Here is a 12,163-nt window from a genome sequence, read left to right as displayed (position 1 = left end):
ATCCCAGAGTACGGTTAACGATTAATTTCGTGAGAATTCATTGCCGGCAAGGTCGACCGTGACCAACTTCCCATCCATCTTTCCCATCCCGGGTGAGTTGAGGGGCATACCTGGTACCGCGACACCTTTTGTCGATCGGGATGCGATGAGTTTGGCCACCGCTGGGGCCGGAACATGGCCTTCGATCACCTGGCCCGTTGCTTCAACAACGGCGGTATGGCAGGACTGAAGTGATTCAGGTACGCCCAGGCGCTTTTTGATCGCCGGCATCTCTTTGCGGTCAATGACATTGAGCTTGTAGCCGGCCTGGTTCATGTGTTCTACCCAAGCCGTGCAGCAGCCGCAATCCGGGTCTTTATACACCGTGATAGCCTCCCCAGCCGCGTGCGCAGCAACAGAGGTCAGAGCGAGCAGGCTCGCTAGGACGAACTTTTTCATCTTTTTCCTTTTACGATATGGGGCCTCAATCTTCCCCCATCATGCAACTCTGTCTCGCCCTAGGGGTGAACTTATTCAGTCATCGGCCCCAAGGTGCCGAGCCAGGCGACCAGCGCCAGAATCAGGAAAGCGCAGCAGGTTTCGACGAAAAGGCTTCTGCGTAGAGCCGCAATCGCCGTGGCGTGTTCTCCCGAAACATGGACTCGTTCCAGCAACGGACTCAAGCGGTAGCGATTTGCGGCAGCCAGAGCCAGCATCATGCCGAACAGGACGAGCTTGGCGATCAATAGTTGCCCGTAGGGAGAAGAGAGAAGCCCTGTAACGGTGGGGCCGACAATCAGCCAGTAGTTGAGCGCACCTGTGATCACTAAAGATCCAACGATCAGTGTACCCATCAGTGCAAAGCCATTGAGCGTTCGGCTGAGCAGGGAAACATCTGCCGGGTCGTTGCCATAACGCAGAACCAACATCAGGATGAACGCTGCCAGCGCACCTACCCAGCCGCCAGCGGCGAGCAGATGGATGATGTCGGCAATCAGGTGAACCTGTCCGCGGACACCTTCGTCCATGGCGCCGTGACCAGCCCAGGACAGTGTGGCCAAGGCCGTCCCCCCCGCTGCGCTCATCAGAACTGCGCTCGCGGTCGGCCGTGCACTCGACATTAGCGCAGCCATGATGACCACGAGCAACATCGCCATCCGAAGGCACCACGCCATGCCAAAGGAAGTGTCCGTCAACATCATCTCGAACATGTGCTGTTCAATCGAGCTGATGTCGGCAGCGCCGGTCATGGCCTTGGTCATGAGAAGCATGCTCACCACCGACAGCGCTAAGCCGATGACGGCCGCGCTGGCCGTCAATATGGAGAACTTCTTACCCAAGGGGGATGAACGCTCAGGCTGGCGCAGTGCATGCAGCTGAAACAGCGGCAGGCCAAAAACAAGCATTAAGTCCAAATACAGCGCAAAGCGCACCAAAACGGTCATCCCGTCCATTATCTGCTCACTTCACCGTGAAAGTGATCTTGCCGGTGATCGGATGGGTGTCCGACGAGACCGCGCGCCATTCGATGCTGTACACGCCCGGCATCAGTGGTTGGTTCGGTGTGATTACCATGGTCTTGGGATCATCCGAACCCGACACTTTGGACGCCATCTTCATTGGCGATCCATGGTTCATCCCGGGCATGCTGGTCATCAAGAGGCTGGCGCCGGAGAACTGCTTGGAGAGATTTTCCGAGAAGTGCAGCTCGATCTTTTCCGGCGCACTCACTGTCGAGTTGTCTTCGGGAGTCGAGCCGAGCAGCTTCGGGTGAGCGAAAGCAGCGGTAGCGAAAGCGAATGCAGCGATTGTGACGGCTGTTTTGGCGAAGAGAGACTGGTAAGACATGGCGATACTCCTTGGAGATGTTGTGGAGAGTTATAAAAGTGGAGACTCAGAACAAAATGCGTACGCCGGCCACAAGCCTGGTTTCACCGACATAGCCGCCGGCACCACGTACGAAACTGGCTGTACGGCCAAAACTCTGGGTACGTTCGATGCCGACGTAAGGGGCGAACTGACGCGAAAGTTCATACCGCAGTCGAACACCAAAGGCGGCACTGGACAGGCCACGCCCGATGCCAAGCTCTGGATCTTCTTTTCCGTACAAGTTGGCTTCGATGCGGGGTTGAAGTACCCAGCGCTGGTTCAGCAATACTTCATATTCGGCGGCCAGGCGCAAGGCGGTACGCCCTTGTTCTCCAACGTAGCCAGTTGCTTCCACTTCAAACCAGTACGGGGCCAATCCGTGAACGCCGAAAGCGAGCCAATTGCGGCCTGGTCTATTGCTGCCGACGTCGACGCGCAGTCCTAGCTGGCTGTCCCAATACGGCGTAATCGCATGACTCCACAGCAACTCGGTACGGGAATCGCCCACGCGGCCTTGTTCGATATCACCTTCGGCTTTGACGTAGAACTTGTCGTACGAATTACCGACCCAGCCTTGTGTATCGTAGGCCACAGAGTTCCCATTGCGAGTATGAACACGCTCCAGGCGGTCGACCAGGAAGGAACCGAAGGAATGCATGTCCGACATCATCAATGCGCTGGTGTCCTTCTGGGCATAGGGACCCGTATTGAGAGTGTAGCCATTGGAATAGCCATGTGGATCACGGGCATCCGCGGGCGCTGTCGAGCTGGAGCCCATATCCATGCCACCCATGTCCATACCACCATGGTTCATGCCGGCATGGTTCATCGCCCCATGATCCACTGATCCCGCCGTTTTGGCAGTGGCGCCGTCCATGGAGTCCATGCTATCCATAGTAGTAACTGCCGGCTGGGAGGTAGAGCCAGCCGCAGGCGCGGCATGGCCTTCGTGAGACTGGGCCAATGCTGCGTTCATGCTCGCGGATGCAAGGGCCAGTAGGAGAATCTGAGTTGAATAGCGGGTAAGAGTCATTCTAAATATGCCTTTCGGTGCAGGTCCTGGTTAGCTGACGACGACTTCACGGAACATGCCCATATCCATGTGGTACATGAGGTGGCAATGCCAGGCCCAACGGCCTAGAGCATCCGCTGTGACCAGGAAACTGATACGCTGGGCAGGCTGTACCGGAATGGTGTGACGTCGAGCGAGGAAATCCCCGTTGGGCGTCTCCAGCTCGCTCCACAGCCCGTGCAAGTGCATAGGGTGCGTCATCATGGAGTCGTTATGCAGGATGACACGCAGGCGTTCGCCATAGCGGAAATGAATGGGCGTGGACTTGCCGAACTCCAAGCCATCAAGCGACCAGGCGTAACGCTCCATATTGCCGGTCAGATGCAGTTCGACTTCACGCTCGGCGCCACGGTTGTCGAGCGGGCCGCCAATCGTGTGCATGTCGGCCAAGGTCAGTACGCGGCGGCCATTGTTACGTAAGCCAACCCCTGGATCATCCAGATTGGTACGAGCACTATCGACCCGGGCGTCGGTGCTGGGACCATATTCTGTCTTGGCATGGCGAGCTTTCTTGCTGGGCACCTTCAGAGGATTGGCCGGAGCCATCTGGTGCTGGCTATGATCCATCCCCTGCATCGGTTGCACCCCAGTTTTGCCGTCCATGGACTCCATACTGTCCATGCTATCCATGCTCGACATCGAGTCCATGCCGCTCATGGAGGACATCCCCGCCATCGCACCGTGATTCATGTGGCCCATAGCCCCATGATCCATACCGGACATCGAGGACATGTCGCCCATCATGTCGCCCATGCTGAGCCACTCCGGCTTGTCGACTGCGGGCACCGGTGCCGTCAGTCCGGCGCGAGTTGCCAGCGTGCCACGAGCGTAGCCAGTACGCTCCATGGACTGGGCAAACACGGTGTATGCGTCGTCCTTGGGCTCGACTACCACGTCACAGGTTTCGCCCGGGCCGAAGCGGAATTCGTCCACGCTCACCGGCTCGATATCCACGCCGTCGACCTGAACCACCTTCAACTTCAATCCGGGAATTCGTACGTCATAGAAGGTGTTGCCAGATCCATTGATACAGCGCAGGCGGACTTTCTCACCGGGCTTGAACAATGCGGTCCAGTTGCCTGCCGGCGTGACGCCATTAGCTAGGTAGGTCAAGGCAGCCGCAGACAAATCGCCCAGGTCAGTGGGGTTCATGCGCATCTCATTCCACATCGCACGATTGTCCATAGCTGCCTTCACGCCAGCTTTGCGGGCGTCGCGGACAAAATCGCCGGCCGTCAGGCGATTTAGATTGTAGAAATCGCCTTGCTTCTTGAGCTTGGAGAGCACCGACATCGGATTTTCATCCATCCAGTCAGAGAACAGAATCACATGCTCCCGATCTGCCAGCTTCTTACCGGCATCCGCCGGATCGATGACGATAGCGCCGTACATCCCGGTTTGTTCTTGCATCCCCGAGTGGGAGTGATACCAGTAGGTGCCGCTTTGCTTGACCTTGAATTTGTACGTGAAGGTCTCGCCAGGAGCGATGCCAGCAAAGCTGATGCCTGGCACGCCATCCATCTGGAACGGCAAAATAATGCCGTGCCAGTGGATGGAGGTGTGTTCCCGCAGCTTATTGGTGACGTTGATGGTGACCATTTCGCCTTCTTTCCAGCGCAACGTAGGTCCCGGCAGGGAGCCGTTGATCGTCGTAGCGACGGTCTGTTTGCCCGTGAAATTGACTGGCGATTCTGCGATCACCAGGTCAAATACATTACCTGTGAGAATGGGCGCCGCCGAAGGGCTCGCTGGGTTTTCAGCCACCTGCGCCATCGATTGCATGGCGCGCGACGACAGTCCCAAAAGGACACCTCCAGCGGCCAACCCTTTGACAAAACGGCGGCGGGAGTTCAAAGGGGACGATGAGTTCGACATAGGATGAATCTCTCCGAAATGGGGATATGGCGCTGATGATAAGTAGAGTTGGCGATCAGTCGGATTACCCGCGCATTACATTCCTGTAATGATCGCGTCATCTTTGCGAACTGGACGTACCATGTGTCTATCTTCTTATGTGTTCTCAAAATGAAACTTCTTGTGGTCGAAGATGAGCCCAAAACGGGCGAATACATTCAGCGCGGACTTAGCGAAGCTGGATTTGTTGTCGATTTGGCAAAGAATGGCCTGGACGGCTACCACCTGGCCATGACAGAAGCTTATGATTTGATCGTCCTGGACGTCATGCTGCCCGATGTGGATGGCTGGCGTATCGTCCAGTCGCTTCGTGACGCCAAAAAGACTGTGCCGGTCTTGTTCCTGACGGCGCGGGATAGTGTCTCCGACAGAGTCAAGGGCCTAGAAATGGGCGCAGACGACTATCTCGTCAAACCATTTGCCTTCTCTGAGCTGCTTGCCAGGGTACGCACCTTGCTGCGCCGGGGTAGCAACGTGGTGCTGCAAGATCGTTTGACGGTCGCTGACCTGGTGCTCGATCTCCCGCGACGCTCCGCCAGCAGAGGTGGCCGAAAGTTGGTACTCACGAGCAAGGAGTTCGCGTTACTGGAATTCTTGGCACGGCGCCGTGGTGAGGTGCTGCCTCGTTCACTGATCGCATCCCAGATCTGGGACATCAATTTCAATAGTGACTCCAACGTCATCGATGTGGCCATCCGACGCCTGCGAGCCAAGGTAGATGACGGTTTCGAGCACAAGCTGATTTTGACAGTACGTGGAGTGGGATACATTCTGGATGATGCTGACACGCCCGGGAGCGCCGCGTGATTCGCCAACGGTCCCTGACCGTTCGCCTCACTGCGCTGTTTGCCCTGGCATCTACGGTTGTGCTGGTGGGGCTTGGGCTGCTCATCATGTCCACCGTGGCCAAGCACTTCACCGATCAGGACGAACAGCTGCTTGAAAAGGAGCTTGAGCTCATCCGCATGGTGGTCAACGAGCGCGGTGCCGGTGCCATTACCAGCACGTTCGGCGAAGCATTGCACAATCACCCGGGCTTTTTCGTTCACATCAGTTCGATCGATGGCCGGCCCATGTATTCGACCCTTGCCGACGCGACCCAGCCAATCCTGGCGGCAGCCAAACGTGTAGCCAGCAGTCATTCGTTCTCCGTCGATGCAGGCCAGAATCAGGAATTTCAGGCGATCAAAGCCTACTTGAAGGACGACAAAAGCGGCGAGCAGCTGGAAGTCATTGTTGCGGTCGATACGGAAATCCATGACCACTTCATGCGCAATTTCCAGACGACGTTGATTTTGTATGTGGCGGGATCCGCAGTGATTGTGGTCTTGCTCAGCTGGTGGGCCGCTCGGCGTGGGTTAGCCCCGCTACGAGCGATGTCGGATAAAGTGCAAGCCGTTTCTTCGCATAACTTTGGCGAACGCATGCCCATCGAGACGTTGCCGGTTGAAATCGCCGACCTGGCGGCCAAGCTGAATGCCATGCTGGAACGTCTCCAGCAAGACTTCCATCGCATCACCAACTTTTCGACCGATATCGCCCACGAGCTGCGCACGCCAATCACCAACTTGCTCACGCAAACGGATGTGGTCTTGACCCAGCAGCGCACCAATGAGGCCTACCGGGACACACTTTCCTCGAACGCCGAGGAACTGCAGCGGCTGGCCAGAACCATTTCCGACATGCTGTTCCTGGCCCAGACGGAAAACGGTATCAGCCTGCCGAGCCATGAGCCGCTCAAGCTCCAGGAGGAAATTACCGAGCTTTTAGACTTCTATGATGCCTTGGCAGAGGAAAAAGGCGTGAATCTGCAGTTGACGGGCGATGCCATCGTCAGGGGAGATCGTCTGATGGTCCGCCGCGCGTTGAGCAACCTGATCTCCAATGCCATGCGCTACACGCCAGCGGCCGGAAGCATCGCAGTGTCGATAGCGAGGTCTGACGGCGACGTGCTGGTAGCCGTCGAGAATGACGGCCCGGAGATCCCGGCGGAGCATCTTCCTCACTTGTTTGATCGGTTCTACCGAGCAGACAAGTCCCGCACCAAGCTTGATACCGATTCCGCTGGATTAGGCTTATCCATCACGCAGGCTATTATGCGGGCCCACCAAGGGGACGTCACCGTACACTCGTCACAGGGAAAAACGCGCTTCACTCTGCGATTCCCTAATATGACGTTCTAGCAGCGTCTCCAGTGCTGTCCCGACGATCTAAGCGATGGTTTCGCCTGCAGAGGCCGGAGGCAGTTCACGAAAAGCGTAGCAATTTGCCCTGGCGTCATTGAGGGCGTGGTGCTCGGGCAGCTCATTCTGCTTGTGGAACTCGTACCGCAATAGCTCATTGATACGGTCAGCAACAAGCCGGCGGCGACACCATGGCGGCACCCGTCCATCCAATACATCGTAGAAGAGATCCCAATCCGTCTGGTAGTCGTAGCAAATGAAGACTTCTTGGTCCTTCGGCCGTACCAGCCTGAGCCAATTGGTCATCTGAAGGCGAAGCTCATCTTTGGTCATTTCCGCATGTGGTGCGTATCCCAAGAGCGGAAGGACCGCAGCCTTGACGAACTCGCTGCATTCCCGAACCTCGTAGGGGAGCTCGGCGTAAAACTCCTCGCCGCTTTGTGCGACCAGACCGATGCTGATCAACTGCGGATCGAGAAAATCGGTGAACTCGGTGTCGATGAATACGTTGAATGGCATCATCTGGTCCCTTACGAAACAACCGCACTGGCTTGATGCTGGTCCGCAAGCGTGGCATGTCCCAATACCCATGGCATCAGCTTGGCGATATTGATTGCATCATCCAACCCGCGATGATGCTGCCCCTCTAGGCTGATCCCGGTCAGCGCGCATGCTCGAACCATGCCAACTTCCTTGCCAATGCGTTGAGCCTTCGCAAACAGTCGCTTAGCATTCTGGTGGGGCATGACCAAAGGCATCGCGATCCCGTGGCGCTGGGCGTCCCTGGTCAGTTGCTTGCAATCGTAGTTTCCCCAGCTCATCCAGACAGTATCGGTCGACACCACGTCGTTGACGAAGGCCCGAAGCGCCTGCGCGGCAACAGGAAACAGTGGCGCCTGATCCACTTCTTCTTGCGTGATGCCGATCAACTGCTTGCAAAATGGTGTGAGTATCGGTTGCGCCAGCGGCCTGACCAAGTGCTGAAACCGCTCAAGCACCAAGCCACCTTCGGTGGCCCAGCAGGCACCGATTTCAATGATTTCCATCTCTTCCGGCGGGATGCTGCCGTCGTCCGAACAGGTCGCTTCCAGGTCGACTACGAGAATTCTTGCCACGTTATCCTCTGATGATGGCTATGGTCCGGCGTGGAGAACAATTTCGCATGCGAAATTTCCCGCCTTTAGTGACTAAAGGGGTAGTTGCTTTCGCAACTTGAGCCGGCTCAATTTTGAACTAGCTGGTAGCTATCAGCTAGCTGAGAAATGTTTGCTGCTGTATTTGCGGCTGACGCGAGTGGAAAATATTCGGCCGTCCATTGAGCGCGTCGGCCGGGTAGTCACTGCAATGGCACCGTCCTTAATGGATAGGAAAACACGTTGACCTATCTTCCAGTCCGTCAATGCCTTCGGCCACGAGACTTTGCCGCCGCGTTCGAGGATGGTCGAGTAGGTTTGACGTTTTTTCATACAAGCTCGATTGTGCAGTTTTGATCAGAAACGATCATGTTTTGGGGCATTTCGTCCCACAGTTTATAGCATCTCGTGGTCACAATTTATTCATGTCGTGACTTGAGTCTGCTCAACCAGCAAAGGATATCTGAGAGTGTGAAAACTTGCCATTGACAACGAAGCTGCGGCTGATGCAATGTCCGGGAAGCCAGTTGATGTCACCTCGAATTATCAACGATTTCGCCTTTGAACGACCCTGCCAAGGATCCCCCTTACCATGGCCAGTATCGAACGGACTGCGTATCCTAGATTTCCACGTACGCTGACACTTAAAGATCTTCATGCAACCTTCACACCGCGGCCTGAAGAAATGGAATGGGCAGCCGGTTTCGCCCGCTCCGCGCCTCGGCGCCTGGCATTACTGGTGAATCTGAAATGCTTCCAGTTTTTGCGCTACTTTCCTGCCATTGATGCTATTCCCCAGGAAGTCGTGGAGCATATTTCTGCGAGTCTCGGTATGCAGCCTGTCCACGCAATTTCATACCCCGACTCGAACATATCCCCTTATCGCCATCACAAGGCAATTCGCACGCTACTTGGGGTAACGCCATATGAGCATGTTAAGACCAGGCCCATCACTGTCGAGATCTCGCAACGCGCCGCCGCCATCGTTGATACTCGCGTAGACATCATCAATATCACGGTAGAGGAATTGGTACGGTTAGGGTACGAACTTCCTGCGTTCAGCACCCTGGACACTATTGCCGAAAAGGCTCACGCAGCAGTGGAATCTGCTCTCTACAAAAAGATCTCCCAACGATTGTCCTCTGCCCAAAGGCAATGGCTTGATGGTCTTCTAGATACGGAACTACCACAGCGCCGATCCCTTTATCACCAGATCAAACGCTCTGCTAAGAAGGCTTCTCGAAAGCATCTCGATTTAGTGTTGGACCAGCTAAATTGGCTGGAGTCATTGCCTGATCCCGGAACGCTGTTGGAAGATGTTCCGGCCAACAAATTGCGACATCTCTCCGACCGTGCAGCCGTCCTCGATGCGGCCGAAATGAAAGATTACAACCCAGGGAAAAGACAAACGCTTATTCTTGCCCTCATTCATCACATGCGGATCGGTGCCCGAGATGACATTGCCGAGATGTTCATTCGACGCATCAGCGCCATTCATAAAAGCGCGCGAGAAGAATTGCAGATTCTGCAGGCGCGGCAGCGGGAGCTCAGTGAAGAGCTTGTCGCAACCTTAGAACAGGTTGTGGAGATTCTCGCCGAAGGTATGGAAGATGCTCCGACAGGAAGGCGTATCCGCGACCTCTTGGCCCCACATGGCAGCTTGGAACGGCTACAGGGCGATTGTGAGGCAATCCGAGTCTGGAGCGGAGGAAATCATCTTCCGTTGCTATGGAAGCCTTTCAAATCTTGGCGCGCTGCCATGTTCCAGATGGCGAAGGTGCTGGCTTTTCATCCCGCAACGCAGGACAAGGCTCTTCTCAAAGCTTTGGATATCGTAATGGAGAACGAACACCGGAAAGCAGAATGGATCGCCGATGAGGTGGATCTATCGTTTGCTTCAGAACGATGGCATAAACTTGTCCGCCGTTCTCACGGCCTTGGAAACCCAACTAATCGCCGTTACTTAGAAGTCTGCGTCTTCTCCCATCTGGCCAGTGATCTGCGTAGTGGCGATGTGTGTATCGAAGGTGCTGGTACATTTGCAGATTACCGTGGCCAGCTTCTTTCCTGGAAGGAGTGCGAGGCACTACTCCCAGATTATTGCGACCGGATTGGTATCTCGGCCAATCCTCAAGCCTTCGTCGAAAACCTCAAAAGCATGTTGGCGGACACGGCTGCGCAGGTGGATAGCGAATTTCCTCAGCACGCCGGCGACGTATCGATCGGTGCCAATGGGGAACCGACTTTGAGGCGCGTCACCGCCCGCGAGATTCCTGCCTCAGCCATTGCGCTGCAAGCTGCGATAGACAGCCGACTCGTGCCTCGCAATCTGCTCGACATCCTCGCCAACATTGAGCATTGGACAGGGTTCACGCGTAATTTCGGGCCGCAGTCCGGTGACGATCCCAAATTACGCAATGCTCGCGAGCGTTACCTGCTGACCGTGTTCGCAATGGGATGTAACCTTGGGCCACATCAAGCCGCTCGACATCTGTCCAATGGCGTCACTCCTCATCAGCTTTCCTATGTCAACCAGCGCCACATGAGCCTGGAACAACTAGACAACGCTTGTCGCGACCTTACGGAGCTGTACCTTCGATTGGAACTTCCGAAACTCTGGGGCGATGGAACGAAGGTGGCCGCTGACGGCACACAATACGATTTTTACGAACAAAATCTGCTTGTAGGCATGCACTTCCGATACAAGCGGATGGGGGCCGTGGCATATCGCCATGTGGCAGATAATTACATCGCAAATTTCCGCAGTTTTATTCCGCCGGGAATGCTGGAAGCGATATATGTCATTGAAGGTCTGATGAAAGCGGGTCTAAGCGTCCAGCCTGATACGGTCTATTCCGACACGCACGGACAGTCTGAGGTCGTATTTGCATTCACCTATCTGAATGGCATCCAGCTAATGCCTCGAATTCGTAACTGGAAGGATCTGAAATTCTATAAAGCGGACAAGACCACTAAGTACAAGCACATCGACAGGCTATTTAGCGATGTTGTTGACTGGAAATTAATCCAGAACCACTGGCAAGATCTCATGCAAGTAGCGATCTCGATCCAGCAAGGAAAGGTGGCGTCTCCGATGCTCCTTCGAAAATTGAGTCATGACGGCCGCCACAATCGACTCTTTGCGGCTGCAAGGGAGCTGGGCAGAGTACTGCGCACCATCTACCTGTTACGCTGGATCTCGCAAAAGGAGATGCGTCAAGAAGTAACTGCTACGACCAACAAAATCGAGTCTTACCATGCGTTCACCAAATGGCTCGATTTTGGCGGTGACGTCATCACCGAAAACGACTTGAACGAGCAGCAAAAGAGAGTGAGATATATCGACCTGGTGGCTTCCGCAGTCATTTTGCAGAACACGGTGGATATGATGCGAATTATCCAGGAGCTTTATGCAGAAGGTGAGCAAATTGCCGTTGAAGATGCAACATATATGAGCCCATATGGCACGACGGGCGTCAAACGCTTCGGAAATTATTTCCTTGATATGAAGCGTCCGCCGGAGGCTTGGCTTAAGGAGGCACTATTCAAACAGGCTGCAAAAAGAGCGAGGGCGGAAGCACCGAAAGGCGCAGAGGGAGTCGCATGACTAAAGAACACGAAACCATAAAAACTGCCTATGGCCTGGTAGATAACGATGCCCTAAAGAAACTTCAGCAGGAATTCGACACTTCGGCTTTATTAACTATCGTCGACGAACTTGATAAGGTCATAGATTTGCTGCGTTCAGAGGATGGACTGCGCGACGAATTACTTCGCCTGCATGGGATGGCACACACCGTCTTAAACGGCGCGGGTCTCTCTGTGCCGACAGGGGAGGACTCATTGCCAGAGATGGTATTTGACACAATCAGCTGCGTTCAACGCATCGTAGGGGTTATGCGTGGTTGGCAGCGATCAATAGAGCCCCTTGAGGCACTCGCACCAAAAGATTGAATCAGTTATAAAGAAGCATGCTTTTATTACTTTTAGGCTTATGTATGAACATTAGCCTT

At 55.0% G+C, this 12,163-nt stretch carries 12 protein-coding genes; 4 read left to right on the top strand and 8 right to left on the bottom strand.

What is annotated here, in order from left to right:
- Nucleotides 1-21 precede the first annotated feature (21 nt).
- The 5 genes from CEJ42_RS00505 to CEJ42_RS00485 all read right to left on the bottom strand — a co-directional run bounded on the left by CEJ42_RS00505 (nt 22) and on the right by CEJ42_RS00485 (nt 4,795).
- Nucleotides 22-438 carry a DUF411 domain-containing protein gene (locus CEJ42_RS00505; protein WP_050470630.1) on the bottom strand — a complete coding sequence of 139 codons (417 nt, stop codon included), beginning with the start codon at nt 436-438 and terminating at the stop codon, nt 22-24.
- A gap of 71 nt (nt 439-509) precedes the next feature.
- The gene (gene copD / locus CEJ42_RS00500) at nt 510-1,433 is read right to left on the bottom strand and encodes a copper homeostasis membrane protein CopD (RefSeq protein WP_061286752.1); all 924 of its coding nucleotides are present in this window, start codon (nt 1,431-1,433) and stop codon (nt 510-512) included.
- A gap of 7 nt (nt 1,434-1,440) precedes the next feature.
- The gene (gene copC / locus CEJ42_RS00495) at nt 1,441-1,827 is read right to left on the bottom strand and encodes a copper homeostasis periplasmic binding protein CopC (RefSeq protein WP_061286753.1); all 387 of its coding nucleotides are present in this window, start codon (nt 1,825-1,827) and stop codon (nt 1,441-1,443) included.
- Between the two features lie 46 nt (nt 1,828-1,873).
- Complete coding sequence (locus tag CEJ42_RS00490; protein WP_088749735.1) at nt 1,874-2,881, bottom strand: copper resistance protein B; 1,008 nt, start codon at nt 2,879-2,881, stop codon at nt 1,874-1,876.
- Between the two features lie 30 nt (nt 2,882-2,911).
- On the bottom strand, nt 2,912-4,795 hold the full coding sequence (locus CEJ42_RS00485; RefSeq protein ID WP_061286755.1) for a copper resistance system multicopper oxidase: 1,884 nt from the start codon (nt 4,793-4,795) through the stop codon (nt 2,912-2,914).
- A gap of 150 nt (nt 4,796-4,945) precedes the next feature.
- Between CEJ42_RS00485 and CEJ42_RS00480 the strand changes: the two genes are divergently transcribed.
- Both CEJ42_RS00480 and CEJ42_RS00475 read left to right on the top strand, forming a co-directional pair.
- Nucleotides 4,946-5,641 carry a heavy metal response regulator transcription factor gene (locus CEJ42_RS00480; protein WP_088750180.1) on the top strand — a complete coding sequence of 232 codons (696 nt, stop codon included), beginning with the start codon at nt 4,946-4,948 and terminating at the stop codon, nt 5,639-5,641.
- The gene (locus CEJ42_RS00475; protein WP_088749734.1) at nt 5,638-7,017 is read left to right on the top strand and encodes a heavy metal sensor histidine kinase; all 1,380 of its coding nucleotides are present in this window, start codon (nt 5,638-5,640) and stop codon (nt 7,015-7,017) included. Before CEJ42_RS00480 ends, CEJ42_RS00475 begins: the two co-directional genes overlap by 4 nt.
- A gap of 27 nt (nt 7,018-7,044) precedes the next feature.
- Here CEJ42_RS00475 and CEJ42_RS00470 read toward each other — a convergent pair whose 3' ends face one another.
- From CEJ42_RS00470 to CEJ42_RS24355, 3 genes are all read right to left on the bottom strand, one after another.
- Nucleotides 7,045-7,536, bottom strand: coding sequence for a 3'-5' exonuclease family protein (locus tag CEJ42_RS00470; RefSeq protein WP_088750179.1), 492 nt, complete (start codon nt 7,534-7,536; stop codon nt 7,045-7,047).
- An 11-nt stretch (nt 7,537-7,547) separates the two neighbouring features.
- Complete coding sequence (locus tag CEJ42_RS00465; protein WP_061286760.1) at nt 7,548-8,132, bottom strand: 3'-5' exonuclease; 585 nt, start codon at nt 8,130-8,132, stop codon at nt 7,548-7,550.
- Between the two features lie 132 nt (nt 8,133-8,264).
- On the bottom strand, nt 8,265-8,483 hold the full coding sequence (locus tag CEJ42_RS24355) for a hypothetical protein (RefSeq protein ID WP_129587654.1): 219 nt from the start codon (nt 8,481-8,483) through the stop codon (nt 8,265-8,267).
- Nucleotides 8,484-8,742: 259 nt separating this feature from the next.
- Between CEJ42_RS24355 and CEJ42_RS00460 the strand changes: the two genes are divergently transcribed.
- Nucleotides 8,743-11,757: a Tn3 family transposase gene (locus CEJ42_RS00460; protein WP_088749733.1), complete on the top strand. Its 3,015-nt coding sequence runs from the start codon at nt 8,743-8,745 to the stop codon at nt 11,755-11,757.
- On the top strand, nt 11,754-12,104 hold the full coding sequence (gene tnpC, locus CEJ42_RS00455) for a Tn3 family transposase post-transcriptional regulator TnpC (RefSeq protein ID WP_088749732.1): 351 nt from the start codon (nt 11,754-11,756) through the stop codon (nt 12,102-12,104). Before CEJ42_RS00460 ends, tnpC begins: the two co-directional genes overlap by 4 nt.
- Nucleotides 12,105-12,163 lie beyond the last annotated feature (59 nt).

This window comes from Herbaspirillum robiniae, assembly GCF_002213415.1.
GTDB classification, from domain to species: Bacteria; Pseudomonadota; Gammaproteobacteria; order Burkholderiales; family Burkholderiaceae_D; genus Herbaspirillum; species Herbaspirillum robiniae.
Note: the sequence above shows the minus strand (reverse complement) of the source record. Positions and strands in the feature narration are given on the sequence as shown.

Excerpts from the sequence above, each read along its gene's own strand:
- copC (WP_061286753.1), bottom strand. The coding sequence starts at position 1,827 with ATGTCTTACCAGTCTCTCTTCGCCAAAACAGCCGTCACAATCGCTGCA.
- CEJ42_RS00505 (WP_050470630.1), bottom strand. The coding sequence starts at position 438 with ATGAAAAAGTTCGTCCTAGCGAGCCTGCTCGCTCTGACCTCTGTTGCT.
- CEJ42_RS24355 (WP_129587654.1), bottom strand. The coding sequence starts at position 8,483 with ATGAAAAAACGTCAAACCTACTCGACCATCCTCGAACGCGGCGGCAAA.
- copD (WP_061286752.1), bottom strand. The coding sequence starts at position 1,433 with ATGGACGGGATGACCGTTTTGGTGCGCTTTGCGCTGTATTTGGACTTA.
- CEJ42_RS00485 (WP_061286755.1), bottom strand. The coding sequence starts at position 4,795 with ATGTCGAACTCATCGTCCCCTTTGAACTCCCGCCGCCGTTTTGTCAAA.
- tnpC (WP_088749732.1), top strand. The coding sequence starts at position 11,754 with ATGACTAAAGAACACGAAACCATAAAAACTGCCTATGGCCTGGTAGAT.
- CEJ42_RS00460 (WP_088749733.1), top strand. The coding sequence starts at position 8,743 with ATGGCCAGTATCGAACGGACTGCGTATCCTAGATTTCCACGTACGCTG.
- CEJ42_RS00490 (WP_088749735.1), bottom strand. The coding sequence starts at position 2,881 with ATGACTCTTACCCGCTATTCAACTCAGATTCTCCTACTGGCCCTTGCA.
- CEJ42_RS00470 (WP_088750179.1), bottom strand. The coding sequence starts at position 7,536 with ATGCCATTCAACGTATTCATCGACACCGAGTTCACCGATTTTCTCGAT.
- CEJ42_RS00480 (WP_088750180.1), top strand. The coding sequence starts at position 4,946 with ATGAAACTTCTTGTGGTCGAAGATGAGCCCAAAACGGGCGAATACATT.